The sequence below is a fragment of the Pseudomonas sp. Sample_11 genome, assembly GCF_004307505.1.
Classification (GTDB): domain Bacteria; phylum Pseudomonadota; class Gammaproteobacteria; order Pseudomonadales; family Pseudomonadaceae; genus Aquipseudomonas; species Aquipseudomonas atacamensis.
This window is the reverse complement of sequence record NZ_RCOD01000035.1, coordinates 1-25,427: the sequence shown is the minus strand read 5'-3', so window position 1 is coordinate 25,427 and position 25,427 is coordinate 1. Positions and strand designations below refer to the sequence as shown.

General features: G+C 60.9%; 23 protein-coding genes and 1 pseudogene. 13 read left to right on the top strand and 11 right to left on the bottom strand.

What is annotated here, in order from left to right; all coding sequences use genetic code 11:
- Window positions 1-102 precede the first annotated feature (102 nt).
- Window positions 103-1,422 carry an MFS transporter gene (locus D8U60_RS09005; RefSeq protein WP_024014128.1) on the top strand — a complete coding sequence of 440 codons (1,320 nt, stop codon included), beginning with the start codon at window positions 103-105 and terminating at the stop codon, window positions 1,420-1,422.
- Between the two features lie 135 nt (window positions 1,423-1,557).
- Window positions 1,558-2,187, top strand: coding sequence for a flavin reductase family protein (locus tag D8U60_RS09000; RefSeq protein WP_016773448.1), 630 nt, complete (start codon window positions 1,558-1,560; stop codon window positions 2,185-2,187).
- Here the strand turns inward: D8U60_RS09000 and D8U60_RS08995 are convergent, their stop codons facing one another.
- A complete protein-coding gene (locus tag D8U60_RS08995) occupies window positions 2,188-2,430 on the bottom strand; it encodes a hypothetical protein (RefSeq protein WP_016773447.1) in 243 nt (80 codons plus the stop codon).
- Window positions 2,431-2,473: 43 nt separating this feature from the next.
- Entirely contained in the window at window positions 2,474-2,827 is a 354-nt protein-coding gene (locus D8U60_RS08990; RefSeq protein ID WP_016773446.1) for an antibiotic biosynthesis monooxygenase family protein, read from the bottom strand.
- A gap of 396 nt (window positions 2,828-3,223) precedes the next feature.
- Here D8U60_RS08990 and D8U60_RS08985 point away from each other — a divergent pair, with 396 nt between their 5' ends.
- Complete coding sequence (locus tag D8U60_RS08985) at window positions 3,224-4,153, top strand: AraC family transcriptional regulator (protein WP_016773445.1); 930 nt, start codon at window positions 3,224-3,226, stop codon at window positions 4,151-4,153.
- Between the two features lie 247 nt (window positions 4,154-4,400).
- Here D8U60_RS08985 and D8U60_RS08980 read toward each other — a convergent pair whose 3' ends face one another.
- Window positions 4,401-5,852 (bottom strand): aldehyde dehydrogenase family protein, encoded by a 1,452-nt coding sequence (locus D8U60_RS08980; RefSeq protein WP_130899949.1) that lies wholly within the window; start codon window positions 5,850-5,852, stop codon window positions 4,401-4,403.
- Window positions 5,849-7,486 (bottom strand): 5-guanidino-2-oxopentanoate decarboxylase, encoded by a 1,638-nt coding sequence (locus D8U60_RS08975; protein WP_130899951.1) that lies wholly within the window; start codon window positions 7,484-7,486, stop codon window positions 5,849-5,851. The genes D8U60_RS08980 and D8U60_RS08975 overlap by 4 nt, the downstream gene beginning before the upstream one ends.
- Window positions 7,487-7,704: 218 nt before the next feature.
- Between D8U60_RS08975 and D8U60_RS08970 the strand changes: the two genes are divergently transcribed.
- Entirely contained in the window at window positions 7,705-8,586 is an 882-nt protein-coding gene (locus D8U60_RS08970) for a LysR substrate-binding domain-containing protein (protein ID WP_122612469.1), read from the top strand.
- Between the two features lie 116 nt (window positions 8,587-8,702).
- On the opposite strand, the gene D8U60_RS08965 is transcribed toward D8U60_RS08970, so the two are convergent.
- On the bottom strand, window positions 8,703-9,317 hold the full coding sequence (locus tag D8U60_RS08965) for an NAD(P)-dependent oxidoreductase (RefSeq protein WP_130899948.1): 615 nt from the start codon (window positions 9,315-9,317) through the stop codon (window positions 8,703-8,705).
- Window positions 9,318-9,362: 45 nt separating this feature from the next.
- Window positions 9,363-10,241 carry an MBL fold metallo-hydrolase gene (locus D8U60_RS08960; RefSeq protein WP_130899947.1) on the bottom strand — a complete coding sequence of 293 codons (879 nt, stop codon included), beginning with the start codon at window positions 10,239-10,241 and terminating at the stop codon, window positions 9,363-9,365.
- A 113-nt stretch (window positions 10,242-10,354) separates the two neighbouring features.
- Here D8U60_RS08960 and D8U60_RS08955 point away from each other — a divergent pair, with 113 nt between their 5' ends.
- The 3 genes and pseudogenes from D8U60_RS08955 to D8U60_RS27850 all read left to right on the top strand — a co-directional run.
- Window positions 10,355-11,260: a LysR family transcriptional regulator gene (locus tag D8U60_RS08955; RefSeq protein ID WP_206663311.1), complete on the top strand. Its 906-nt coding sequence runs from the start codon at window positions 10,355-10,357 to the stop codon at window positions 11,258-11,260.
- A 140-nt stretch (window positions 11,261-11,400) separates the two neighbouring features.
- Window positions 11,401-11,577 carry a hypothetical protein gene (locus tag D8U60_RS27625; protein WP_016773438.1) on the top strand — a complete coding sequence of 59 codons (177 nt, stop codon included), beginning with the start codon at window positions 11,401-11,403 and terminating at the stop codon, window positions 11,575-11,577.
- Between the two features lie 10 nt (window positions 11,578-11,587).
- Window positions 11,588-11,701: pseudogene (locus tag D8U60_RS27850) on the top strand (metal ABC transporter ATP-binding protein); the annotation flags it as partial.
- A 7-nt stretch (window positions 11,702-11,708) separates the two neighbouring features.
- Here D8U60_RS27850 and D8U60_RS08945 read toward each other — a convergent pair.
- Window positions 11,709-12,599, bottom strand: a complete 891-nt coding sequence (locus tag D8U60_RS08945) for a helix-turn-helix domain-containing protein (RefSeq protein WP_130899946.1) — start codon at window positions 12,597-12,599, stop codon at window positions 11,709-11,711.
- Window positions 12,600-12,779: 180 nt separating this feature from the next.
- Here D8U60_RS08945 and pobA point away from each other — a divergent pair, with 180 nt between their 5' ends.
- Together pobA and D8U60_RS08935 are read left to right on the top strand one after the other, a co-directional pair.
- Window positions 12,780-13,973: a 4-hydroxybenzoate 3-monooxygenase gene (gene pobA / locus D8U60_RS08940; protein ID WP_122880727.1), complete on the top strand. Its 1,194-nt coding sequence runs from the start codon at window positions 12,780-12,782 to the stop codon at window positions 13,971-13,973.
- A 78-nt stretch (window positions 13,974-14,051) separates the two neighbouring features.
- On the top strand, window positions 14,052-15,569 hold the full coding sequence (locus tag D8U60_RS08935) for an MDR family MFS transporter (protein ID WP_130899945.1): 1,518 nt from the start codon (window positions 14,052-14,054) through the stop codon (window positions 15,567-15,569).
- A gap of 132 nt (window positions 15,570-15,701) precedes the next feature.
- Here the strand turns inward: D8U60_RS08935 and D8U60_RS08930 are convergent, their stop codons facing one another.
- From D8U60_RS08930 to D8U60_RS08915, 4 genes are all read right to left on the bottom strand, one after another.
- Window positions 15,702-16,550, bottom strand: coding sequence for a cache domain-containing protein (locus D8U60_RS08930; RefSeq protein WP_024014138.1), 849 nt, complete (start codon window positions 16,548-16,550; stop codon window positions 15,702-15,704).
- 134 nt (window positions 16,551-16,684) lie between these two features.
- Window positions 16,685-17,542, bottom strand: a complete 858-nt coding sequence (locus D8U60_RS08925) for an ATPase (protein WP_076563987.1) — start codon at window positions 17,540-17,542, stop codon at window positions 16,685-16,687.
- 116 nt (window positions 17,543-17,658) lie between these two features.
- A complete protein-coding gene (locus D8U60_RS08920) occupies window positions 17,659-18,651 on the bottom strand; it encodes an NAD-dependent epimerase/dehydratase family protein (RefSeq protein ID WP_130899944.1) in 993 nt (330 codons plus the stop codon).
- Window positions 18,652-18,743: 92 nt separating this feature from the next.
- Window positions 18,744-19,631: a LysR family transcriptional regulator ArgP gene (locus tag D8U60_RS08915; protein ID WP_130899943.1), complete on the bottom strand. Its 888-nt coding sequence runs from the start codon at window positions 19,629-19,631 to the stop codon at window positions 18,744-18,746.
- 96 nt (window positions 19,632-19,727) lie between these two features.
- Here D8U60_RS08915 and D8U60_RS08910 point away from each other — a divergent pair, with 96 nt between their 5' ends.
- The 4 genes from D8U60_RS08910 (at window position 19,728) to D8U60_RS08895 (ending at window position 25,083) form a co-directional block, all read left to right on the top strand.
- A complete protein-coding gene (locus D8U60_RS08910; protein WP_016773432.1) occupies window positions 19,728-20,330 on the top strand; it encodes a LysE/ArgO family amino acid transporter in 603 nt (200 codons plus the stop codon).
- Window positions 20,331-20,506: 176 nt separating this feature from the next.
- Entirely contained in the window at window positions 20,507-21,103 is a 597-nt protein-coding gene (locus D8U60_RS08905) for a Fe-Mn family superoxide dismutase (protein ID WP_016773431.1), read from the top strand.
- A gap of 329 nt (window positions 21,104-21,432) precedes the next feature.
- Window positions 21,433-23,484, top strand: coding sequence for an EAL domain-containing protein (locus D8U60_RS08900; RefSeq protein ID WP_016773430.1), 2,052 nt, complete (start codon window positions 21,433-21,435; stop codon window positions 23,482-23,484).
- A gap of 246 nt (window positions 23,485-23,730) precedes the next feature.
- Window positions 23,731-25,083 (top strand): imelysin family protein, encoded by a 1,353-nt coding sequence (locus D8U60_RS08895; protein WP_122752236.1) that lies wholly within the window; start codon window positions 23,731-23,733, stop codon window positions 25,081-25,083.
- Window positions 25,084-25,427: the final 344 nt, after the last annotated feature.

The following is a 25,427-nucleotide window of genomic DNA, read 5'->3' as shown; positions in this document are numbered from 1 at the left end:
CCTCTAAACCGGCCCCTCACCCCTTGGCACACCTCCTGCTATAGCCCTGGCAGGCTGCGTTCCGACGCGCTCCACAAAAACAATTAAACGAAGGATCCTTCAATGGATAACTCCAACGCCCTGCCCCTTGGGTCGGCTGCCGTGCCGGCCAAACCGAGAACCACCGCGAGCCGGATCAAATCGATCTTCAGCGGCTCTGTCGGCAACATGGTCGAGTGGTACGACTGGTATGTGTATGCCGCCTTCTCCCTGTACTTCGCCAAGACCTTTTTCCCCGCCGGTTCCACCACCGCGCAACTGATGAACACCGCTGCGATCTTCGCCGTGGGCTTCCTGATGCGTCCGATTGGTGGCTGGCTGATGGGCATGTACGCCGACAAGGTCGGGCGCAAGAAAGCGCTGATGGCCTCGGTGTACCTGATGTGCTTCGGCTCGCTGCTGATCGCCCTGAGCCCGAACTATGAAACCATCGGCATCGGCGCGCCGATCCTCTTGGTATTCGCCCGCCTGCTGCAAGGCCTGTCGGTCGGTGGCGAGTACGGCACCTCGGCGACTTACCTGTCCGAGATGGCGACCAAGGAACGTCGCGGCTTCTTCTCCAGCTTCCAGTACGTGACGCTGATCTCCGGCCAGCTCATCGCCCTCGGCGTATTGATCGTGCTGCAAAACATGCTGACCACCGAACAGCTCTACGCGTGGGGCTGGCGCATTCCGTTCGCCATCGGCGCGCTCTGCGCAGTGGTAGCGCTGTACCTGCGTCGCGGCATGGAAGAAACCGAATCGTTCACCAAGAAAGAGAAGTCCAAGGAAAGCGCGATGCGCACCTTGATGCGCCACCCGAAAGAGCTGTTGACCGTGGTCGGCCTGACCATGGGCGGCACCCTGGCGTTCTACACCTACACCACCTACATGCAGAAATACCTGGTGAACACGGTCGGCATGAGCATCTCCGACTCGACCACCATTTCCGCCGCCACGCTGTTCCTGTTCATGTGCCTGCAACCGATCATCGGTGGCCTGTCGGACAAGATCGGTCGTCGCCCGATCCTGATCGCCTTCGGCGTGCTCGGTACGATCTTCACCGTGCCGATCCTGATGACCCTGCACACCATCCAGACCTGGTGGGGCGCGTTCTTCCTGATCATGGCGGCGCTGATCATTGTCAGCGGCTACACCTCGATCAACGCGGTGGTCAAAGCCGAATTGTTCCCTACCGAAATCCGCGCCCTGGGCGTCGGCCTGCCGTACGCGCTGACCGTGTCGATCTTCGGCGGCACTGCCGAATACATCGCGCTGTGGTTCAAGAGCATCGGCATGGAAACCGGTTACTACTGGTACGTCACCGCGTGCATTGCCGTGTCGCTGCTGGTGTACATCACCATGAAAGACACCCAGAAGCACTCGCGGATCGTCACTGACTGACCGCACCGCATCGCTGGCAGGCCACAAAATCTGTGTCCTGCCACGAACCCTACGGGGTCTCGCGTCTGGCTGGAAATATGCGCCGGGTCCTTGCACTATGGCTGCATCCGAATGCAGCCCAGGAATCCGCTCCCCATGCCCGATGACATCCACTTCTACGAACCCGCCAACGGCCACGGCCTGCCTCACGATCCGTTCAACGCCATCGTCGGCCCGCGCCCCATCGGCTGGATTTCCTCGCAGGATGCCGAAGGCCGACTCAATCTCGCGCCGTACAGTTTCTTCAACGCGTTCAACTACGTGCCGCCGATCATTGGTTTTTCCAGTGTCGGGCGCAAAGACAGTCTGAACAACATCGAGCAGACCGGGGAGTTCGTCTGGAACCTCGCCACGCGCCCGTTGGCCGAGCAGATGAACCAGAGCTGCGCGATGGTCGCGCCTGAGGTCAACGAGTTTGAACTGGCAGGGCTGACGACCGTGGCGTCAAAGCTGATTTCGGTGCCTCGGGTCGCCGAAAGCCCGGTGTCCTTCGAGTGCAAGGTCACGCAGATCATCCAGCTGCAACGCGCCGATGGCGAAACCGTACCGAGCTGGCTGATCCTCGGTGAGGTGGTTGCGGTGCACATCGCCAAATGGCTGCTGAAGGACGGCATCTACGACACCGCCGCCGCACAACCGATTTTGCGCGGCGGCGGGCCGGCGGATTATTTCCAGCTGGGGCCTGAGGCTCTGTTCAAGATGTGGCGCCCGGGCGCACAGAAGTAATTACCAGATCAGCTCGGCGTCATCGGTGACGCCCTTGAGCTTGTCCAGCTCGTTGATGGCTGCATCATCGGCAGCAATGGCGCCGGGAAACACCTGCTCATCGAGCAACTTGTGAAAGCGTGGTGCGCCGCCATCGACCAGGGCCTTGACCGCGATGGCCGCGTAATAACCCTTGTTGCCGCCCAACTCGACGGGGACGACTGCGGAGACTGCTTCGAAGCGTTCAAACTCTTTACGTGCCATGTCGCGGATCCTGGCTCAATCAAATAAGCCGGACATTAAACCCTCAACCGGCAAGTTTGTGTATCGGCGCGGCGCATTGACCGAGGGCCTGCGCGGCGGAAACGTCCCTGAAGGTGTGGAAGTCGAGGCTGTTGACCACCAGGTCCTGGACCAGCTCGGCGAAGACTTCCATTGACGGACTGTTGAAATACGTCGTCATCATCTGTTGGCTGCTCCAGTAGCCGCTGACCAGCCACAGGTCGGCGTCGCACTGCGATTGTTGCAGGGAAAAACTCAGGCAGCCGGGCGCCGCGCGCGAGACCTCAATCAACGCGCTCAGGCGCACACCGAGCTCCGCCGAGCGCCCGGCCTGGGCACGAACGAAGGCCATATGACTGACAGGCATTTGCTTGGACATGATCAACCCTCCATGAAATCGCGTGGCAGCCGGGGGACGGGCTGCGACTGAAGCAAAGATTAAGGGCCGGGGCCGCCGCGCCGTTAGTCGATTCCTGCCTTCGCGTTGCACAATCCTGCGAGACTGCGCAGACGACCTGTAACAACCTGTAGACACGCGCAACACGTCTGTCATACGGGTTTTGTGTAGGCGCTGCCGAAGGCTGCGATCTTTGGCTTTTGCCTTGAAGATCAACGGATCGCAGCCTTCGGCAGCTCCTACGGAATCGTCTGGCGGGTGACCTGCGTGCACCTGCGGGCAGAATCAGGCAAGCATTTGGCAGAATGTGTCTACCGCTGCTGCTTGCACAAACATATGCTCTGCTGCATTCCCCCTCACTTGCCGAGGATGCCGCGCATGACGTCATTCGATCGTTTTCAAGCCGAACCCAGCGCCGACATGGAAAAGCAGCGCGCGGAGCTGGCGGCGATCATCCGCCGCAACACCAGCGACGATGGCAGCTACCAGACCGCGATCGGTTCGCTGGTGATGTCGCGCCACACCCAGTCCCATGACTTTGCCCCGGTGCTCGCGCAGCCGGCGCTGTGCATCATGGCGCAGGGGCGCAAAGAGGTGCGCCTGGCCGACGAGTTCTTCAACTACGACCCGCTGAATTATCTGGTGGTATCGGTTTCGATGCCGCTCAGCGGCCGGGTGGTCAATGTCTCGCCGGAAGAACCGATCCTCGCCGTGCGCCTCGACATTGACCCGACCGAAATCACCGCGCTGATCGCCGACGCCGGCCCGATGGGCGTGCCGACGCGGCCGACCGGACGTGGTCTGTACGTGGAAAAAATCGACAGCGCCATGCTCGATGCGGTGCTGCGTCTGGCCCGGCTGCTCGACGCGCCGAAAGACATCGCCATGCTCGCGCCGCTGATTCGCCGGGAGATTCTCTATCGCCTGCTGCGTAGTCCGCAGGGTCATCGTTTGTATGAGATTGCGATTGCCAACAGCCAGAGCCATCGCATCAGCCAGGCCATCAAATGGCTCAACGGCAACTTCGAGCAGCCGCTGCGCATCGATGATCTGGCCCGGGAAGTGAATCTCAGCGTGTCGACGTTGCATCACCGTTTCAAGGCGATGACCGCGATGAGTCCGTTGCAGTACCAGAAGCAACTGCGCCTGCAAGAGGCGCGGCGGCTGATGTTGACTGAAGGGCTGGAAGCCTCGGCGGCAGGGTATCGGGTGGGCTATGAGAGTCCGTCGCAGTTCAGCCGTGAGTACAGCCGACTGTTTGGTGCGCCACCGTTGCGGGACCTGGCGCGGTTGCGGCTGTCGGTGTAACTCCATAGAGGCCCCTCACCCTAGCCCTCTCCCAGAGGGAGAGGGAACCGATTGGGGGATATTGGAGAGGTTCAGCGACTTGCGATATCGGTGCTGAATCCGGAATCAGCCAAGCCAGGCCAACCCGGCGTTGGGTTGATGACCTTCAAATCCATAATCGACTCGGTTTTTCAGGTCGACGGAGAACGCAAGACGCCTCGGTCAGCTCCCTCTCCCCCCGGGAGAGGGCTGGGGTGAGGGCAAGCTTCTACACCGCGCGCACGACGTGCTTGATCTCCAAAAACGCCGCCAACCCCCAAGGCCCCAGTTCGCGGCCGACACTGCTCTGCTTGTACCCACCCCAAGCCGTCTGCGGGAAGATCACCTGCGGTGCATTGATCCACACCAGCCCTGCCTGCAAGGCATTGGCCACGCGATCCGCCGTTGCAGCATCGCGCGTCACCACACTCGCGACCAGGCCGAACTGCGTGTCGTTGGCCAGCGCAATCGCCTCGCTCTCACTGGCGAAACTGCGCACACACACCACCGGCCCGAAAATCTCTTCACGCCATAACGCGCTGTCCAGCGGCACGTCGGTGAACACCGTCGGTTGCAGAAAATAACCGCGCGGCAAATGCGCCGGACGATTGCCGCCGCACACCAACCTCGCCCCGGCGCTCAAACCGCGATCAATATGCCCAAGCACCCGCTGGTACTGCGCCTGATTGACCAGCGCGCCCATCTCCACATCCGCATCAAACGGATCAGCGACTCGGATCGCCTCCACACGTTTTTGCAGGCGCTGAAGAAATTCGTCCATCAATGCCTCGGCCACCAGCACGCGACTGGTGGCCGAGCACATCTGTCCGGCGTTGAAGAACGCGCCGCCACACGCCAGTTCCACCGCCAGTTCCAAATCGGCATCCGCCAGCACCAGCAAGGAAGATTTGCCACCCAGCTCCAGGCTCACACCCTTCACGGTTTCGGCTGCGCGTTGCATCACCTGCACGCCAACCGCATTGCTGCCCGTGAAAGAGATCTTGGCGATACGTGGATCCGCCGACAACGGTGCGCCCACCGTCAGACCAGTGCCGCAGACCAGATTGAACACGCCGTCGGGCAACCCGGATTCAACGATGATCGCGGCCAGTTCCAGCTCCGGCAGCGGCGTCACTTCAGAAGGTTTCAGCACCACGCAGCAACCGGCGGCGAGCGCTGGCGCCAGTTTCCACGCGGTAGTGACCATGGGGAAATTCCACGGCACGATCAGCCCGACCACACCGCAGGGTTCACGCCGCAAGCGTGCGCTGAAATCCTCGCTGGGCAGCGGCACGTTGCTGTCCTGCCCGGCGTCGAGGCCTTCGGCGAGTTCGGCGTAATAGTCGAACGTGGCGATCACGTCATCGACATCGATGGCCGCTTCGAACTGCGGTTTACCGTTGTTGCTCGACTGCAGGTTCATCAAGTGATCGCGACCGTTGCGCACGCCGTTGGCAATGTTGCGCAGGATCGCAGCGCGTTCGGCGCCGGTGGTTTTCGACCAGTGTTCGAACGCCTCGGTCGCCGCGCTGATCGCCTGGTCGACGGCCTGTTCGTCACCGCCATTGACGGTGGTCAGCAGCGCTTCGGTAGCGGGATTGATCACCCGTAGATGCTCGCGGCCCGACGACCATTGACCGTTGATGTAGACCCCGTCGAGTGTGGTTGGAAAACTGATCATTGGGCCACCGCCTGCATCCACTGGTTCTGGTCGATTTCAATCAGCGTCGGGCCTTGCCGGTCCGTCGCTTTACGCAGCGCTGCGCGCAATTCGTCGATGCTGCTGATGGCTTGCGCGGCGCAACCGAGGCCCTTGGCCACGGCGACGAAATCCGGGGTGTAGATGTCCACGCCGACCGGTTCGATGGCGCGGTTGACCATGTACTTTTTGATCTCCTCGTAACCCTGGTTATTCCACAGCAGCACGATCACCGGCACCCGTGCTTCAACGGCGCTGGCCAGTTCCGGCAGGGTGAACTGCAAGCCGCCGTCGCCGATCAGGCACACTACTGGCGGTCGCGCGCCGTTATCGAGTTGGCCGCCGAGCCACGCACCAATCGCCGCCGGCAACGCATAGCCGAGGGTGCCGTAACCGGTGGATGCGTTGAACCAGCGACGCGGACGCTCGGGGTTGAACGTGAGGTTGCCGGTGTACACCGGTTGCGTGGAATCGCCGACGAACACCGCGTCAGGCAGCTCGTGCAGGACGGTTTCGAGGAAACGCGTCTGTGCCAGCGTTGGCGCATCCCAGCTCGCCGCCAATTCATTACGCAGGCGCGTGGCGCGAACCTGGCCCCAATCATTACGACGCTCGGCCAGCGGCTTTTGCGTCAGCATGCTGAGCAAGGCTTGTGCGGCATTGCGCGAATCAGCGACCAGTGCGACGTGCGGCGGGTAGTTGCGCACGGTCTGATCGGCATCGATGTCGATGCGCAGCAGCTTGCCGGGAATCTCGAAGCCGCCGGCGAAAGTGACGTCGTAATCGGTCTCGGCCAGCTCGGTGCCGATCGCCAGCACCACGTCGGCTTCAGCGACCAGTGCGCGGGTGGCGACCAGGCTCTGCGTCGAACCGATCAACAACGGATGGCTGGTCGGCAGCATGCCTTTGGCGTTGATGGTCAGCGCCACTGGAGCGTCGAGCAATTCAGCGAGTCGGGTCAACTCCGGCGCCGCGTCGATAGCACCGCCGCCGGCGAGAATCAGTGGACGTTGCGCGGTGGCGAGCAGTTCGCTCATGCGGGCCACGGCTGCCGGTGCGGCGCCGGCGCGATCGATATTCACCGGCAGGCTGGCGAGCAACTCATCGGCCTCTTCCACCAGCACGTCCAACGGAATTTCGATGTGCACCGGACGCGGTCGCCCGGCCTGGAACAGCGCGAAAGCGCGAGCAAGCACCACCGGCAGTTCGGCAGCGGACATCAGCGTGTGCGAGAACGCTGCGACGCCGCCGACCAGTGCGCTCTGGTTCGGCAGTTCATGCAACTTGCCGCGCCCACCGCCCAACTGACTGCGCGACTGCACGCTGGAAATCACCAGCATCGGAATCGAATCGGCGTAAGCCTGGCCCATGGCCGTGGTGATATTGGTCATGCCCGGGCCGGTGATGATGAAACACACACCGGGTTTGCCGCTGGTGCGCGCGTAGCCGTCAGCCATGAACCCGGCGCCCTGTTCGTGGCGAGGCGTGACGTGGTTGATGCTTGAACGCGCGAGGCCTCGGTACAGCTCGACGGTGTGCACACCGGGAATGCCGAACACCTGCTCGACCCCGTAATTCTCCAACAGCTTGACCAGTACTTCGCCGCACGTTGCCATGTTGATTGCCCTTTCATTCACTGAACACTCCCTGTGGGAGCGAGCCTGCTCGCGAATAAGCGGTCCAGCCAACATCCGTGTCGAACCTTGAACCGTCTTCGCGAGCAGGCTCGCTCCCACAGGGTCCGTGGAGTGCCCATTGGAACGGCGCGCAACTGGCAGCAACAATCGATTAAAAGTCATACTAGCCATGTCGCCACGTCATACCTCGGATCGCCATGAAACGCCTGCCACCCCTGCCCGCTCTGCATACGTTCTGGATCACCGCGCAATGCTGCAACTTCACTCGCGCCGCCGAGCAGTTGCACATCACCCAGGGCGCGGTGAGCCGGCAGATCGCCGGGCTCGAAGAACAGCTCGGTTATCCGTTGTTCATCCGTCTGGCCCGAGGTCTGGCGCTGACGGCCGAAGGCCGCGAATGGCTGCCGCGAGTGGAAAAGGTCTTCGGGCTGATCAGTGAAGCGACCGAGCAGATCGGTCAGACGCGGCAAACCTTGCAACTTAAGGCACCGAGCTGCGTGATGCGCTGGCTGCTGCCGCGTCTGTTGCAATGGCAGAAGGAACGCCCGGACGTGCCGGTCAAATTGACGGCCTCGCTGCAACACGGCGTGGATTTTCAGCGCGAGCAATTCGACGCCGCGGTGATCTACGGCCCGCCGCCGGACCATTCGCCAGGCGCACTGCATCTGTTCGACGAGCAACTGACACCGGTCTGCTCGCCGCAATTGCTCAAGGGTTCGCCGGCGCTGAATTCACCGCAGGATTTGCAAGAGCATCTGTTACTGCACCCGACCCACGACATTCAGGACTGGTCGGTATGGCTCGATGCAGCGGGATTGCGATTGGGCAACCTTGGCAGCGGGCAGCATTTCGAAACGCTGGATCAGGCGATGTCGATGGCCTCGCACGGCACGGGTGTGGCGATCGGGGACTGGTCGCTGATTGGTGATGATCTGGACGCCGGGCGGCTGGTGATGCCGTTTGCGTTGAAGGTGAAGACGGGGTTGGCGTATTACGTGGTGGTGCCTGCTGGAGCCGAACCCTCGCCGCAACTTGAGGAGCTGATGCTCTGGCTGGTTGAGCAGGCACATACCCGCTGAACACCGCTATACCCCTGTAGGAGCTGCCGAAGGCTGCGATCTTTTGATCTTGATCTTGAAAAGCAAAATCAAAAGATCGCAGCCTTCGGCTGCTCCTACAGGGACAGCATTTCAGATCAGTAACCGACGGTATAACGCTGGCGCGAATGCTTCGGCGTTTCCACTTCGTCAATCAGCGCAATCGCGTAATCGGCAAAGGTGATCCAGCTGCGTCCTTCGGCACTGACCAACAGATGATCCTTGCCGACGCGATACTGGCCGCTGCGTTCACCCTCGACAAACTCCGCCGACGGCGACAAAAAGGTCCAGTCCAGTTCCTGCTCCTGACGCAACGCATCAAGAAACGCCGCCCCCGCGCTCGCCTCGGCTTTGTATTCGGCCGGGAAACCGGCACTGTCGATCACCCGCGTGTCATCCGGCAGCAACAGCGAACCGGCGCCGCCGACCACCAGCAAGCGCTTCACGCCCGCCTGTTTTACCGGTCCGACAATCGCCGAGGCCGGGACGGTGGCGAAATGCGCTGCGCTGATCACCACGTCGTGACCGGCCACCGCCGCTTGCAGCGCCGCCGAATCCAGCACGTCGAGGCTCTTGCTGACGACACCGGCGCGATCACCGACCTTTGAGGTATCGCGGGCAATGGCGGTGACGCTGTGGCCGCGACGCAGGGCTTCTTCCAGCAGTTGGCTACCGGCACGGCCGGTGGCACCAATGATTGCGATCTTGCTCATGACATTCTCCAGTTGGCTTGAAAATGCTGCGTGTTCAGGTTCGGCTTACCACTGCATCTCGCCCTTGGCGACTTTCGCGCTGAGCTCCAGCGAACTTTCTTCGCCCAGTTGCGGGTAGCGTTTTTTCATCGCTGCGATCAGTGCAGCGGAGTCTTTGGCCTTGGCGGTTTCGGCATCGAAGGCCTTGATGTAATCGGCGGTGAATTTCACGCTGGCCAGCGAGCGGCTGCTGTCACCCAGGTAATGACCGGGCACCACGGTTTGCGGTTTCAGGCTTTCGATGGTGTGCAGGGTGTGCAGCCAGTCGGCGTGGGATTGCGCGGTCTGGGTGTCGGCCATCCACACATGAATGTTCTCGGCGACCACTACGCCACCGACCACTGCTTTGAGCGACGGGATCCATACAAAGCTGCGATCCGGTTGCTTGCCGTCGAGGCCGATCACCTGCAATTGCTTGCCTTCGAGGGTCAGGCTGTCGCCCTTGAGCACGTCCGGGACGACGGTTTTCGCCGGCACGTCGGCGCCCATTTTCGGTCCCCAGTAGGCCAGTTTGCCGTCGACGGTGTGCTTGATGTGATCGACAGTCGGCTGCGAAGCCAATACTTTCGCCTGCGGGAATGCTTTGGTCAGGGTGTCGAGGCCGAAGTAGTAATCCGGGTCACCGTGGCTGATGTAGATGGTGGTCAACTGTTTGCCACTGGCGCGGATCTTCTCCACCACCTGTTCGGCCTGGGATTTGCCGAATTGCGCATCGACCAGAATCGCTTCTTTCTCACCGCTGACCAGCACCGAGCTGACCGGGAAAATCGCCTCGGTGCCCGGATTGTAGACATCGAGGCTCAGCTCGGCGGCGGATGCATGGGCGGCAAAGCCGAAAAATGCTGCGGCGAGCAGAACGCGTTTGAAGGGGGTGAAGCCGATCATTTGTTGCTCCGGATTACCAATGCCAGTCTGGCGATGCAACAGAGCTTAGTTGCCAGACTCAGTACAAAAAATGCGATGCTTGGACATAGTTTGTTTCTGAAAGCGGGCAAATCATGGATCGGCTTCAAGCAATGCGGGTATTCGTCACGGTGGTGGACCTGGGCAGCCAGTCGGCGGCGGCCGACCACCTCGACCTGTCGCGGCCGGTAGTGTCGCGCTATCTGGCGGAGCTGGAAGACTGGGTCGGCGCGCGGCTGATGCACCGCACCACGCGCAAATTGAGCCTGACCGCCGCCGGCAGTGAGATCCTCCCGCGCTGTCGGCAGATGATCGATCTGTCGCAGGACATGCAGGCCGCCGTCAGCGAACCCGAGGACGCGCCGCGCGGATTGCTGCGGATCAGCGTCAGCACCTCGTTTGGCCAGGCGCAACTGGCCGATGCGGTCGCGGCGTACGTCAGGCTTTACCCCGGCGTGAGTATCGATCTGCAAATGCTCGACCGCACGGTGAATCTGGTCGATGAACGCATCGATCTGGCGATTCGCACCAGCAATGATCTTGATCCGAATCTGATCGCCCGGCGCCTGACCGTGTGCCGCTCGGTCATCTGCGCTGCGCCGGCTTATCTGCTTGAGCATCCGGCGCCGCAGACGGTTGAGGATTTGAGCCGACACAACTGCCTGACCCATTCCTATTTCGGCAAAAGCCTGTGGCATTTCGAGGAGGATGGCGAACCGGTTTCGGTACCGGTGCAGGGCAATATCAGCGCCAACGAGGCCAGCACCCTTCTGCGCGCAACCCTGGCCGGCGCGGGCGTGGCGATGCTGCCGACCTACCAGGCTGGCGTGCATATTCACAACGGCGAACTGCTGCGTTTGCTGCCACACGCAGAACCGCGCCAGATGAATATCTACGCGGTGTACGCCTCACGCAAACACATGCCGGCGGCACTGCGCAGCATGCTCGACTTTCTGGTTCAGCGTTTCCCGGAGAACCCAGCCTGGGATGTGGGATTGTAAAAGTCAAAAGATCGCAGCCTTCGGCAGCTCCTACATTTGGAATGCGTTTCCACTGTAGGAGCTGCCGAAGGCTGCGATCTTTTGATCTTGTTCTATGCTCAAAGTAATACCGCAAGGTAGACGTTCAGAGGTCGAACACCATGAACATCAAAACAAAAAGGTACGCCGCCATTTTCATCACCTGCGCCGCCACGCTGGCGCTGTACGGCACCGCTGCCTGGCGGGTCGAGCAGTTGCGCCAGCTGCCGCGCGAGTATGCGAGCTGCAACTATGAGCGGTGCATACCGCACAATGCCACGCTGAACGCATTGCGCTGATAGACCTGCGCTGGAATGCAACCCTGTGGGAGCGAGCTTGCTCGCGAAAGCGGTGGGTCAGTCAGCCTGTTTGTTGGATGACACTCCGCCTTCGCGAGCAAGCTCGCTCCCACAGGTGTTGGGTGGTGCTTTTAAGGTTGCTGCTCGGCCTTCAAGCGGTCGCGGAATGCCTTTGGCGAAATCCCCACCCGGCGGCGGAACAGCCGGGTGAAGTTGGTCGGATCGGAAAAACCCAACAGCTCCGACATCTCGTAAATCGTCATGCTGGTGTAGGTCAGCAGGCGCTTGGCTTCCAGCAACTGACGCTCGTGCATGATCTGCAACGCCGGTTGCCCGGCCAGTTCACGGCAGGTGCCGTTGAGGTGCGACACGGAGATGCCCAGGCGATGGGCGAGGTCTTCGACCTTGACGTGCTGGCGGTAAGTCTCTTCCACCAACTGAATGAAACCGTTGAGGTATTCGCGTTGGCGTTGCGGTCGTTGGCTGGCCTTGTGCCGAACGATCGCCTGGCGGCTGACCCAGACCATGATCACGCTGACCAGCGAATGCATGAGCATTTCCCGCGCCGGTTGATGGCCGTTGTACTCGGCCTGCAACGCTGAAAACAGGCTGTTGAGATAATCGCCATCCTTGCCGGCCGGGTAGTTTTCCGCCCGAGCCAAGGCGTGTACCGAATCGCCCAGTTGCGCCTGCAAATGGTTGATCAGCGGCGTGGCCAAGGTGACGATGAAGCCTTCAACATCCTCGGAAAAACGAAAGCCATGCACCGATAACGGTGGCAGCACCTGAATCGCCGGCGTCTCGAGTTGCGTGCGCTGGCCTTCGATTTCGAGCTCTGCCTGACCTTTGAAAACGAACAGCAGCTGGCACAGATCCGCGTGGCGGTGAGGTTTGATTTCCCATTGATGTTCGCGACTGCGCGAGGAAATGGTTTCACAGTGCAGCAAGTCCGGGGTCGGCCAGTCCAGGCTTTCACCGTAGAGCTTGAACACCGGAATCGAAGGCAGGTCAGGCTTGTTCATCACTTCAATCCAGGTTTCGGAATGGACGGCGGGCGATAATCGCACCGATTGGCAGAATGTACAGGTATCGGCTCAGTTTTCACCTTCAATTGACAGACCCGCAAGGGAAAAATGCAAGCACTCGATCCATAAAATCATTCACCGGCTGTTGCTGCGTGAAGCTTGCGAGTCATAAAAACAATGAAAACCCTGAAAACCCAAGTCGCCATTATCGGCGCCGGTCCTTCCGGACTGCTCCTCGGCCAGCTGTTGCACAACGCTGGCATCGACACCCTGATTCTCGAACGCCAGACGCCCGATTACATTCTTGGGCGCATCCGCGCCGGTGTGCTTGAGCAAGGCATGGTAGAGCTGCTGCGGGAGGCCGGCGTCGGTCAGCGAATGGATGCCGAAGGTCTGGTTCATGGCGGCTTCGATCTGGCGCTGGACGGGCGTCAGGTGCACATCGACCTGCACGCGCTGACCGGCGGCAAAACAGTAATGGTCTACGGCCAGACCGAGGTCACCCGCGACCTGATGGCCGCTCGTCGGGAGGCCGGCGCGCCAACAATTTATCAAGCGAGCAATGTCGTTCCCCATGGCATGAAAAGCGACGAAGCTTTTGTCACCTTCGAAAAGGACGGTGAAAGCTGGCGCGTTGATTGCGATTACATCGCCGGTTGCGATGGTTTCCATGGCGTCGCGCGGCAGTCGATTCCGGCCGATTGCCTGAAGATTTTCGAGCGGGTCTACCCGTTCGGCTGGCTGGGCATTCTCGCCGACACACCGCCGGTCCACGACGAATTGGTCTACGCCCGCCATGAGCGCGGCTTCGCTTTGTGCAGCATGCGTTCAGCCACGCGCACCCGCTATTACCTGCAAGTGCCGGCCGATGAAAACGTCGATGACTGGAGCGATCAGCGTTTCTGGGATGAGCTGAAAAAGCGCCTGCCGGATGCCCTCGCGGAAAAACTGGTGACCGGTCCTTCGATCGAAAAAAGCATCGCGCCGCTGCGCAGTTTTGTCGTCGAGCCAATGCAGTACGGGCGCATGTTTCTCGTCGGCGACGCTGCCCATATCGTCCCGCCCACTGGCGCCAAGGGCTTGAACCTGGCCGCCAGTGATGTCAGCACGTTGTTCAATATTCTGCTGAAGGTGTATCGCGAAAATCGCACTGATCTGCTGGAAAAATACTCGGAGATCTGCCTGCGCCGAGTATGGAAAGCCGAACGGTTTTCCTGGTGGATGACGTCGATGCTGCATCGCTTCGACGATCACGATGAGTTCAGCCAGCGCATCAGCGCTTCGGAACTGGACTATTTTGTCAGCTCGCAAGCCGGGCAAAAAACCATTGCAGAAAATTACGTCGGGCTTCCGTACGAGGCTATCGAATAGCCTGCTATCGACTTACACTGGCGAGCACTTACCCGCTCGCCTTGTCCATGCGGGTCAATCACCGCCCGCAGGTTTTCCGTGACCACTCTCAATCAGCCTGAAACGCCCAAACCGGCCATTCGCAGCGTGCTGGTCGCCTTGATGATGGCGATCTTCCTCGGTGCGCTGGACCAGACCATCGTCGCCGTGTCGATGCCGGCGATCTCTGCGCAATTCAAGGACGTCAGCCTGCTGGCCTGGGTGATTTCCGGCTACATGGTGGCGATGACCGTGGCGGTGCCGATCTACGGCAAGCTCGGCGACCTGTACGGGCGGCGCAAACTGATGCTGTTCGGCATGGGCCTGTTCACCCTCGCCTCGCTGTTCTGCGGCATGGCGCAGAGCATGGAACAGCTGGTACTGGCGCGGATTCTTCAGGGCATCGGCGCCGGCGGCATGATCTCGGTGAGTCAGGCGATCATCGGCGACATCGTCCCGCCGCGTGAACGCGGCCGCTATCAGGGTTACTTCAGCAGCATGTACGCGGTGGCCAGCGTCGCCGGTCCGGTGCTCGGCGGCTACATGACCGAATACCTGTCGTGGCGCTGGGTGTTTCTGATCAACCTGCCGCTGGGGCTTGGCGCCTGGTGGGTGGCACGGCGCAACCTGCGCGGCTTGCCGATTCCGCAGCGTAAACCGGTGATCGATTACTTCGGCACGGTGCTGATGATCATCGGCCTCACCACATTGCTTCTCGGCATCACCGAAGTCGGCCAGGGTCATTCATGGCGCAGCAGCGAAGTGCTCGGCCTGTTCGCTTGTGCCGTGGTGGTATTGGCGCTGTTCGTCTGGCATGAACGCCGGGCGCGCGAGCCGTTGCTGCCGATGCACCTGTTCGCCAATCGTAATGCCCTGCTGTGCTGGTGCACGATCTTCTTCACCAGTTTCCAGGCCATCTCGCTGATCGTGCTGATGCCGCTGCGTTTTCAAAGCGTCACCGGCGCTGGCGCCGACAGCGCCGCGTTGCACTTGCTGCCTCTGGCGATGGGCTTGCCGATCGGTGCCTATTTCGCCGGCCGCCGCACCTCAATCACCGGACGCTACAAACCGCAGATTCTCACCGGGGCGATCCTCATGCCGATCTCGATTCTCGGCATGGCCTTCAGTCCGCCCCAAGCAACCTTGCTCAGCGGTCTGTTCATGCTGCTCAGCGGCATCGCCGGCGGCATGCAGTTCCCGACCTCGCTGGTCGGCACGCAGAACTCGGTGGAACAACGCGACATCGGCGTCGCCACCAGCACCACCAATCTGTTCCGCTCACTGGGCGGCGCGGTGGGCGTGGCGTTGATGTCGGCGCTACTGCTGGCGTTGCTGCACGATTCCAGTTTCGCCCACCTGGCGAACAGTTCGCTGATCAGCGAGGGGCATTCGGGCAACGTCCTGCTCGATGGCCTGAACGCAGCACCCGGCGAAGCGCAGAACGCTTTGCGCGCGGAGCTGCTGGTGACCTTCCGCCACCTGCTCTGGGTCAGCACGGCAGTGTCGTTGCTCGGGCTGGCAGCGGCGATTGCGATGCCGAACAACCTGCTGCGCGGGCGGGAGCACGGCGCGAAATGAGCCTTTTGCGCTGATCGTTCCCACGCTCTGCGTGGGAATGCCTCAACGGACGCTCTGCGTTCGGCCCTGGATGGGACGCAGAGCGTCCCGGGCTGCATTCCCACGCGGAGCGTGGGAACGATCATCGCGCGCTCAAGGGCTGTAGTAGCCCACCGCGACGAGGAAATGCCCGACCTTTTTCAGGTACGCATGCTTGTCCTCGATCTTGCCGGTCACCGGGTTTTTCCAGCGGTATTCATATTCGCCTTCATCCTGCTTGCCGATCAGCGCCAGAATCGGCTCGCCCACCGGCTTGCCTTCCGGGTCCTTGACCTTGCCAAAATCAGTGTTGATCAAGCGCAGATTGGTGCCGTGGGCGACATAGCGCTGGTTGTTCAGATCGACCACGAAGACATACAGGTCATCCTGCAAGTAACCGCCCTTGAGTGAGTTGATCGCGGTCAGCGTGCCCTTCTCGTCCTTGGTCAGATCCGTCGCGGCTTTGTCCAGCAAGGCCTTGGCCTGCTCAGCCGAAGCCCGTGGCAGGTAGTAACCCACCGCGAGAATGCGCTGCCCGACGCGCTGATAGAACACATGCTTGCGCTCGACCTTGCCGTCGGCCCAGTTCTGCCAGCGGTATTCGGCCTGCTGGATGCCATTGCCTTCCGGCACTTTCAGCGCATCCTTGAACGCCTTCTGCAGATCCGGCCCGAGCACTTCGCTGACATCACGGCCGATCAGCGCCGATGACGGCCCGCCACTGGCAAGCATGACGCCTTTGGTGTCGAGGACGAACACGTAGCGATCCTTGTCGACGAACTCACCCTGGCGGCTGAACGCGGCAAACGCCTTGTCGCCATTGTCGTGGTAGTAGGCCAAGGCTTTTTCCAGCAGGGCGATGGCGGCCTGACTGTCATCCTTGGTGGCGGTGGCGGCGCTGGCCTGGCCGAAGCCGGCCAACAGAATCAGGCCGAGCCAGGCCACTTTATGCAAAAACCCCATAGCGCATCCCTCGTTCTTTTTGGTGTTTCAAGAGCGTAGACGGCTTGGGCTGATGTACGAGTATTCAGAATGATGCAGGGGATTACAGGCCCCTGTGGTAAGGGGACAAAGCACTCCAGGCAACAGATCAGTCGCTACGGGCGGGAATTGATCTGCTGCTGCAGGTTCTGGATCTGCGCCTGCAAGGTATTCAGGTTGCGGGTCATCTGCGCGCGGAACGCATCGAACTCGGCAGTATTGCCGCCACCCTGTGGCGCTGCCGGGCGGTTGTCCTGCTGACTTTTCAGCACCACGATGTCCTGCTCCAGACGATCGATCGCCGCGCTCGGATTGCCCTGTTTCTTCAGCGCGGCGATATCGGCGCCGAGGCTTTTGAACTGGGCGTCGAAAGCTTTCAACTGCGCATCGACCTTGCTGGTATCGGCCGGGGTGCTTTTAATGGTCGCCAGCTCGGCGCTCAAGGCTTTGACCTGAGCCTGCAACTGCGTATTGGCGTTCTGCTGTTCGGTGGTCTGCGCGGTCATCTGCGCCAGACGCTTGTCCAGTTCGCTGGCCTGACCAGCCACGCCTTGCTGCTGCTTGCTCTGGTCGAGCAGCTTGCCTTCGAGTTGCTTGATTTGCAGCTTCAGCGCTTCGCTGTCGCTGCTGACGTTGCTCTGGCTGGCGACGACCTTGCCGGAAATATCCTGCAGGCGCCCTGCCGCTTCTTCGCTGATGCGGGCGAAGCTTTCCTGGGTGGCGACCAGTTGCTGCTCCATCAGCGAGATCTGCTGGAAGCTCCACCAGGCCAGACCGATGAAGGCAAAAAACAACGCGCCGACCAGCGCCCACAGCGGCCCGGTGCTGGCGGCCTTGACCTTGACCACTGGCGCGCTGCGCGAATGCACGGAAGTGCGGGGGCCGGGCGCGATGTCATCGTCATCGAACGGGTCGGCGCGCAGGCTTGGCACGTTATCGAAATCGTCGTCGTGGGCATCGTTTCGCATGGACATTGAGGCAACCTTTGGCAAACGCGGTGATGGCTAAATGCTGCGAAGTATAACCGCCGCAGCCGCAGGCATTGACCCTCAACCCGCAAGGCGGTTCATTGCCGCCCGGCCGAATCGTTTCAACGGATGTCCTGGGCTTTCCACCACGCGCAGAACTCATCGAGGGCGGCCCACAGGCTGACTTTCGGATCGTAGTCGAGATAATGCCGGGCGCGGCTGATGTCGAGGGTGAAGTTTTTTTTCATGACCTGCATGCCCAGGCGCGACAGGGTCGGCTCAGGGCGTCCCGGCCAGAGCATGCACGCGCCTTCGTTGAGCGCCGCGACGCTGTAGGCCAGACCGTAGGAGCGGTATTTGCGCACCTGATCGACGTCCATCCGCCGCATCACGTAATTGACCACATCCCACAGCGGCACCGGCGTGCCGTTGCTGATGTTGTAGGCCTTGCCCAGCGCCGAACCTTGGGCCAACAGGCTGCTGAGCATGGCTTCGTTGAGATTTTGCACGCTGGTGAAATCGACCTTGTTCAAGCCGTTGCCGATGATCGCCAGCCGGCCCTTGCGCTGCATCTTCAGCAGGCGCGGGAAGATGCTCATGTCGCCGGCCCCCGTCACGAAACGCGGGCGCAGGGCGATGGTTTCCAGACCGAATTCCTGGGCGCCGAAGACTTTCTGCTCGGCCAGATATTTGGTCGCGCCGTAGGGATGCTTGAAGCGTTTGGGCACTTGCTCTTCGGTCAGACCGAGATGGTCGCGGCCATCGAAATAGATCGATGGCGACGACAGATGCACCAGCCGCCGCACCCGCTGCTTGAGGCACGCTTCGACGACGTTTTCGGTGACTTCGACGTTGCCCTGATGAAAGTCCTGATAACGCCCCCACACACCGACAGCACCGGCGCAATGCACCACGGCTTCGACATCGTTGCACAGATCGTGCACCAGATCGGCGTCGGTCAGATCGCCCGGCACGAACTCCGCGCCCCGGCGCACCAGATGCTCGACGCTCTCGGCCCGGCGACCGTTGACCCGCACTTCAAGGCCCTGCTCCAGGGCGAAACGCGCAAAGCGCCCGCCAATAAAGCCGCTGGCGCCGGTAACCAAAATCTTCATCAAAAACTCCAGGGAAGCAGCTGCAAGCTTCGAGCTTTCAGCTGCAAGTTGAAACGGTGCGTGTTCTTGCAGCTTGACGCTTGCAGCTGCGTTCAAGCCACTAGCCATTGCGTTGAGGAGCGCAGCAGTTGTTCGGTCAGTAGATTGAGCAACTGGCCGCCATTGCGCCAATGATGCCAGTACAGCGGCACGTCGATCGGTTTATCTGGCAGCAATTCGCGCAGCACCCCGCGTTGCAACTGTTCGCGCACCTGCAGTTCCGGCACCAGCCCCCAACCCAGACCGGCCTCGGTCAGGCGGATGAAGCCTTCGGAGGACGGACATAAGTGATGTTCAAACGCGCCGTCGACGCCCAACAGCGCCAGATAGCGATGCTGGAGAAAATCGTCCGGGCCGAACACCAGCGCCGGGGTGCGCGGCAGCTGTTCGGCGCGCACGCCATCGGGAAAATGCCGGGCGATGAAGGCTGGACTGGCCAGCGCCCGATAACGCATGGCGCCGAGCAATACGCTGCGTGCGCCGGCCACCGGGCGCTCGCTGGCGCAGAGACACGCAGCCACTTCACCGGCACGCATGCGTTTGAGGCCGACGGTCTGGTCTTCGACGATCAGGTCGAGCAACAAATGCTGCTCGGCGCAGAAATCGCCGACGGCCGCGGCCCACCAAGTGGCGAGGCTGTCGGCGTTGAGGGCGATGCGCAGGCGATCGGGCAGGCCTTCTTCGTCCAGCGCCGGCACCATTGATTGCAAGTCGCGCTCGAGCAACCGCACCTGTTGCACATGGTTGAGCAAGCGTCGGCCGATCTCGGTCGGCGCTGGCGGTGTTCCGCGCACCAGCACTGGCTGGCCGACCCGCGCTTCAAGCAATTTGATGCGCTGGGAGATCGCCGACTGCGACAGGCCCAGCACCTGTGCAGCGCGATCGAATCCGGCCTGCTCGACCACAGCGGCGAGCGCGGAAAGCAATTTATAGTCGAACATCAGTTTTCCTAATGGGCGATCAGCACTATTGGTTTTTCTTATACAGCGTCACACCGGAGAATAGCCAGCAAGCACTCTCTTTCAAGGATCTCTCCCATGTGGCAAAGCTATGTAAACGGCCTGCTGGTGGCGTTCGGCCTGATCATGGCGATCGGCACGCAGAACGCTTTTGTCCTGGCGCAAAGCCTGCGCCGTGAACACCATTTGCCGGTGGCGGCATTGTGCGTGGTGTGTGACGCAATTCTGGTCGCGGCCGGGGTGTTCGGCCTGGCGACGATTCTGGCGCAGAACCCGACCCTGCTGGCGATCGCCCGTTGGGGCGGCGCGACGTTTCTGATCTGGTACGGCAGCCAGGCGCTGCGCCGGGCCTGCTCGAAACAGAGCCTTGAGCAAGGCGAAAACCAGACCGTGCGTTCGCTGCGCGCAGTGATGCTTAGCGCCCTGGCGGTGACCTTGCTCAACCCCCACGTTTATCTGGATACGGTATTGCTGATCGGCTCGCTGGGCGCGCAGCAATCGGTGCCGGGCGCTTATGTGGTCGGCGCGGCGAGTGCATCGTTGCTGTGGTTTTTCACCCTGGCCCTCGGCGCGGCGTGGCTGGCACCGTGGCTGGCCCGCCCGAGCACGTGGCGCATTCTCGATCTGGTGGTGGCGTTGATGATGTTCGCCGTGGCCGCGCAGTTGATCATCGCCGGATGAATAATTGCCAAAGGCTCTGGAACCTCTATCCCACACAGTTGTTGCGTGGTTAAGGCGCGACCCCGGTGCTATGATCCGAACCCTGCGCCGCAAAGAGTAAAAACTCGCCGGTGCATTTCCGGCCGCCCGTGATCGGCCTTGCGCTCACCGCAACAGACCTGATTAGGAGAATCATCATGGCTTTCGAATTGCCGCCGCTGCCTTACGCACACGATGCCCTGCAGCCGCACATCTCCAAGGAAACCCTGGAGTTCCACCACGACAAGCACCACAACACCTACGTCGTGAACCTGAACAACCTGGTGCCAGGCACCGAGTTTGAAGGCAAGACCCTGGAAGAAATCGTCAAGACTTCTTCGGGCGGCATCTTCAACAACGCCGCTCAGGTCTGGAACCACACTTTCTACTGGAACTGCCTGGCGCCAAACGCCGGCGGTCAACCAACCGGCGCCCTGGCAGATGCCATCAACGCAGCGTTCGGTTCGTTCGACAAGTTCAAGGAAGAATTCAGCAAAACCTCGATCGGCACCTTCGGTTCCGGCTGGGGCTGGCTGGTGAAAAAGGCTGACGGTTCCCTGGCCCTGGCCAGCACCATCGGCGCCGGCAACCCGCTGACCAGCGGCGACACCCCGCTGCTGACCTGCGACGTCTGGGAACACGCTTACTACATCGACTACCGCAACCTGCGTCCGAAGTACGTTGAAGCGTTCTGGAACCTGGTCAACTGGAAGTTCGTGGCCGAGCAGTTCGAAGGCAAAACCTTCACCGCTTAAGCTGCGCGCCCGATGAAAAGCCCGGCTTCGGCCGGGTTTTTTTATGCCCGGCGCATGGCGTTTCTCGCACGGTAAAAGCAGCTTCACGCCGTTTGCCGCCAGCCCCCAGCCGTCTACCATCACAGAAAGGAAAAAATCTTTGGCCCAGTGCTCAAGTTGAAGGCAATTGCAACCGACACAGTTAATTCAGAGCTATTACTCAAATGACGACATTGCGGCCAGGATCACGGCGACTTTTCCCGTGCCTGATTGTCCCTTTGACTGCCAACCCGGGATTGCCAATACTCATGGCAACTTGACGCTACCCGCACGGAACAAGGAATAACCCTTTGAAGCTGGAACTCAAGAACAGCTTGTCGGTGAAGTTGCTCCGGGTCGTGCTCCTGTCGGCATTGATCGTAGGCGTAGTCTTGAGCTGCGCGCAGATTGTCTTCGATGCCTACAAGACCCGTCAGGCGGTTGCCGGCGACGCCGAGCGCATCCTCGACATGTTCCGCGATCCATCGACCCAGGCCGTGTACAGCCTGGATCGGGAAATGGGCATGCAGGTGATCGAAGGGCTATTCCAGGACGACGCCGTGCGTCAGGCCTCCATCGGCCACCCCAACGAAGCCATGCTCGCGCAGAAATCCCGCGAACTGCAGCATTCCAACAGCCGTTGGCTGACCGACCTGATTCTCGGCCAGGAACGCACCTTCACCACGCAATTGGTCGGCCGCGGTCCGTACAGCGAATACTACGGCGACCTGAGCATCACCCTCGACACCGCCACCTATGGCGAAGGTTTCATCGTCAGCTCGGTGATCATTTTCATTTCCGGCGTGCTGCGCGCACTGGCATTGGGCCTGGTGCTGTATCTGGTCTATCACTGGTTGCTGACCAAACCGCTGTCACGAATCATCGAGCACCTCACCGAGATCAACCCCGATCGTCCCAGCGAGCACAAGATTCCGCAGATCAAGGGCCACGAAAAAAACGAACTGGGCCTGTGGATCAACACTGCCAACCAGTTGCTCGAGTCCATCGAACGCAATACTCACCTGCGCCACGAAGCGGAAAACAGCCTGCTGCGCATGGCCCAGTACGACTTCCTCACCGGCCTGCCGAACCGCCAGCAATTGCAGCAGCAACTGGACAAGATTCTCGTCGATGCCGGCAAATTGCAGCGCCGCGTCGCCGTGTTGTGCGTCGGCCTGGATGACTTCAAGGGCATCAACGAGCAATTCAGCTACCAGACCGGCGACCAATTGCTGCTGGCTCTGGCCGATCGCTTACGTGCCCACAGCGGTCGTCTCGGCGCCCTCGCTCGCCTGGGCGGCGATCAGTTCGCGCTGGTGCAGGCCGACATTGAACAGCCTTACGAAGCAGCAGAACTGGCGCAGAGCATTCTCGATGACCTCGAGGCGCCGTTCGCCCTCGACGATCAGGAGATCCGCCTGCGCGCGACCATCGGCATCACCCTGTTTCCGGAGGACGGCGACAGCACCGAGAAGCTGTTGCAGAAAGCCGAGCAGACCATGACCCTGGCCAAGACCCGCTCGCGCAATCGCTATCAGTTCTACATCGCCAGCGTCGACAGCGAGATGCGCCGTCGTCGCGAGCTGGAAAAAGATTTGCGCGATGCGCTGATCCGCGACCAGTTCTACCTCGTCTACCAACCGCAGATCAGTTATCGCGATCACCGCGTGGTCGGCGTCGAAGCGCTGATTCGCTGGCAACATCCGGAACACGGTCTGGTGCCGCCGGACCTGTTCATTCCGCTGGCCGAACAGAACGGCACGATCATCGCCATCGGCGAGTGGGTGCTCGATCAGGCCTGCAAGCAATTGCGCGAGTGGCACGATCAGGGTTTTGTCGATCTGCGCATGGCGGTCAATCTGTCCACCGTGCAACTGCACCACGCCGAGCTGCCACGGGTGGTCAACAACCTGCTGCAAATGTACCGCTTGCCGCCGCGCAGTCTGGAACTGGAAGTCACCGAAACCGGCCTGATGGAAGACATCACCACCGCCGCCCAGCATCTGCTCAGCCTGCGCCGCTCCGGTGCGCTGATCGCGATCGACGACTTCGGCACCGGCTACTCGTCCCTCAGTTATCTGAAAAGCCTGCCGCTGGACAAGATCAAGATCGACAAGAGCTTCGTTCAGGACCTGCTCGATGACGACGATGACGCGACCATCGTTCGCGCGATCATTCAGCTGGGCAAGAGCTTGGGCATGCAGGTGATTGCCGAAGGCGTGGAAACCGCCGAGCAGGAGACCTACATCATTTCCGAGGGTTGCCACGAAGGTCAGGGCTACCACTACAGCAAACCGCTGCCGGCGCGGGAGCTGGGTATTTACCTCAAGCAGGCGCAACGCAGCAACGCGGCGATTCTTTAAAGATCAGAAGATCGCAGCCTTTTTATGAAAGCAAAGATCGCAGCCTTCGGCAGCTCCTACATTTGAAATGCGTTCCCCCTGTAGGAGCCGACGAGTGAAACGAGGCTGCGATCTTTTGATCTTCTTGCGCAAATAAGAAATATTTCCAAGCACGCCTTTACACATAATGCGAAAGATTTGCATTATGTCGCAGTTTTGCGCGCCACCGGCGCCAGTCCACTCAACTACCGAAGCAGGATGTTCGCCATGATTCGTATGCCTCTGGCTACCGCCAGTCTGCTGGCCATCGCTATTTCCCTCGCCGGTTGCGGCGAAGGCAAGGACAAAGAAAAAGCCTCCGAAATGACTCCGGCTTCCAGCAGTGCTGCTCCAGCCCCTGCCGCTGCGCCTGCTCCTGCCGCCGGTAAAGTTGACGATGCCGCCGCCAAGGCTGTGGTCGCGCACTACGCCGACATGGTCTTCGCCGTTTACAGCGATGCCGAATCCACCGCGAAAACCCTGCAGAGCGCGGTCGACGCGTTCCTCGCCAAGCCGAACGCCGACACCCTCAAAGCCGCCAAGGCTGCCTGGGTCGCCGCACGCGTGCCGTATCTGCAGAGCGAAGTATTCCGCTTCGGCAACACCATCATCGACGACTGGGAAGGTCAGGTTAACGCCTGGCCATTGGACGAAGGCCTGATCGACTACGTCGACAAATCCTACGAGCACGCACTGGGTAACCCGGGCGCCAGCGCCAACATCATCGCCAACACCGAAGTGCAGGTCGGCGAAGACAAAGTCGACGTGAAAGAGATCACCCCGGAAAAACTCGCCAGCCTCAACGAGCTGGGCGGTTCCGAGGCGAACGTTGCCACCGGCTACCACGCGATCGAATTCCTGCTCTGGGGCCAGGATCTGAACGGCACCGGCCCTGGCGCTGGCAACCGTCCGGCCTCGGACTATCTGGAAGGCGCCGGCGCCACCGGTGGTCACAACGAGCGTCGTCGTGCCTACCTGAAAGCCGTGACCCAACTGCTGGTCAGCGACCTGGAAGAAATGGTCGGCAACTGGAAGCCGAACGTGGCCGACAACTACCGCGCCACCCTGGAAGCGGAGCCAGGCGAAACCGGCCTGCGCAAAATGCTCTTCGGCATGGGCAGCCTGTCCCTGGGTGAACTGGCGGGCGAACGCATGAAGGTTTCCCTGGAAGCCAACTCCCCGGAAGACGAGCAGGATTGCTTCAGCGACAACACCCACTACTCGCACTTCTACGACGCCAAAGGCGTGCGTAACGTTTACCTGGGCGAGTACACCCGTGTTGACGGCACCAAGCTGACCGGCGCCAGCCTGTCGTCGCTGGTAGCCAAGGCCGACCCGGCTGCCGACACCGCGCTGAAAGCCGATCTGGCCGCGACCGAAGCGAAGATCCAGGTCATGGTCGATCACGCCAACAAGGGTGAGCACTACGACCAGTTGATCGCTGCCGGCAACACCGCTGGCAACCAGGTCGTTCGCGACGCCATCGCCGCGCTGGTCAAGCAGACCGGCTCGATCGAAGCCGCTGCCGGCAAACTGGGCATCAGCGACCTGAACCCGGACAGCGCCGATCACGAGTTCTGATCGCAGCGTCCGTTCAAAAAGAGGCGACCTTCGGGTCGCCTTTTTAATACTCCATGTTCGCAGTCCCCTGTAGGAGCTGCCGAAGGCTGCGATCTGTTGATCTTGATTTTTGAAGATCAGAATCAAACGATCGCAGCCTTCGGCAGCTCCTACAGGGGGTTTGCATCGCTCTGCAGATTTGCGCTGCATCAAGCAAACGATAATTCCTCTTATTCAAACTCCCCCGCCCTGTTAGACTTTGCGCCTTTGTTTTCGCCCGTTTGCAGGATGTCTGATGCTGTCGTTGCCGCTTCGCTTGTCCGCACTGTTGCTGGCCCTGGGCCTGAGTGCCTGCGATGACGCCC

Coding starts and splice junctions, on each gene's coding strand:
- D8U60_RS09005 (WP_024014128.1), top strand. CDS start 103: ATGGATAACTCCAACGCCCTGCCCCTTGGGTCGGCTGCCGTGCCGGCC.
- D8U60_RS09000 (WP_016773448.1), top strand. CDS start 1,558: ATGCCCGATGACATCCACTTCTACGAACCCGCCAACGGCCACGGCCTG.
- D8U60_RS08995 (WP_016773447.1), bottom strand. CDS start 2,430: ATGGCACGTAAAGAGTTTGAACGCTTCGAAGCAGTCTCCGCAGTCGTC.
- D8U60_RS08990 (WP_016773446.1), bottom strand. CDS start 2,827: ATGTCCAAGCAAATGCCTGTCAGTCATATGGCCTTCGTTCGTGCCCAG.
- D8U60_RS08985 (WP_016773445.1), top strand. CDS start 3,224: ATGACGTCATTCGATCGTTTTCAAGCCGAACCCAGCGCCGACATGGAA.
- D8U60_RS08980 (WP_130899949.1), bottom strand. CDS start 5,852: ATGATCAGTTTTCCAACCACACTCGACGGGGTCTACATCAACGGTCAA.
- D8U60_RS08975 (WP_130899951.1), bottom strand. CDS start 7,486: ATGGCAACGTGCGGCGAAGTACTGGTCAAGCTGTTGGAGAATTACGGG.
- D8U60_RS08970 (WP_122612469.1), top strand. CDS start 7,705: ATGAAACGCCTGCCACCCCTGCCCGCTCTGCATACGTTCTGGATCACC.
- D8U60_RS08965 (WP_130899948.1), bottom strand. CDS start 9,317: ATGAGCAAGATCGCAATCATTGGTGCCACCGGCCGTGCCGGTAGCCAA.
- D8U60_RS08960 (WP_130899947.1), bottom strand. CDS start 10,241: ATGATCGGCTTCACCCCCTTCAAACGCGTTCTGCTCGCCGCAGCATTT.
- D8U60_RS08955 (WP_206663311.1), top strand. CDS start 10,355: ATGGATCGGCTTCAAGCAATGCGGGTATTCGTCACGGTGGTGGACCTG.
- D8U60_RS27625 (WP_016773438.1), top strand. CDS start 11,401: ATGAACATCAAAACAAAAAGGTACGCCGCCATTTTCATCACCTGCGCC.
- D8U60_RS08945 (WP_130899946.1), bottom strand. CDS start 12,599: ATGAACAAGCCTGACCTGCCTTCGATTCCGGTGTTCAAGCTCTACGGT.
- pobA (WP_122880727.1), top strand. CDS start 12,780: ATGAAAACCCTGAAAACCCAAGTCGCCATTATCGGCGCCGGTCCTTCC.
- D8U60_RS08930 (WP_024014138.1), bottom strand. CDS start 16,550: ATGGGGTTTTTGCATAAAGTGGCCTGGCTCGGCCTGATTCTGTTGGCC.
- D8U60_RS08925 (WP_076563987.1), bottom strand. CDS start 17,542: ATGTCCATGCGAAACGATGCCCACGACGACGATTTCGATAACGTGCCA.
- D8U60_RS08920 (WP_130899944.1), bottom strand. CDS start 18,651: ATGAAGATTTTGGTTACCGGCGCCAGCGGCTTTATTGGCGGGCGCTTT.
- D8U60_RS08915 (WP_130899943.1), bottom strand. CDS start 19,631: ATGTTCGACTATAAATTGCTTTCCGCGCTCGCCGCTGTGGTCGAGCAG.
- D8U60_RS08910 (WP_016773432.1), top strand. CDS start 19,728: ATGTGGCAAAGCTATGTAAACGGCCTGCTGGTGGCGTTCGGCCTGATC.
- D8U60_RS08905 (WP_016773431.1), top strand. CDS start 20,507: ATGGCTTTCGAATTGCCGCCGCTGCCTTACGCACACGATGCCCTGCAG.
- D8U60_RS08895 (WP_122752236.1), top strand. CDS start 23,731: ATGATTCGTATGCCTCTGGCTACCGCCAGTCTGCTGGCCATCGCTATT.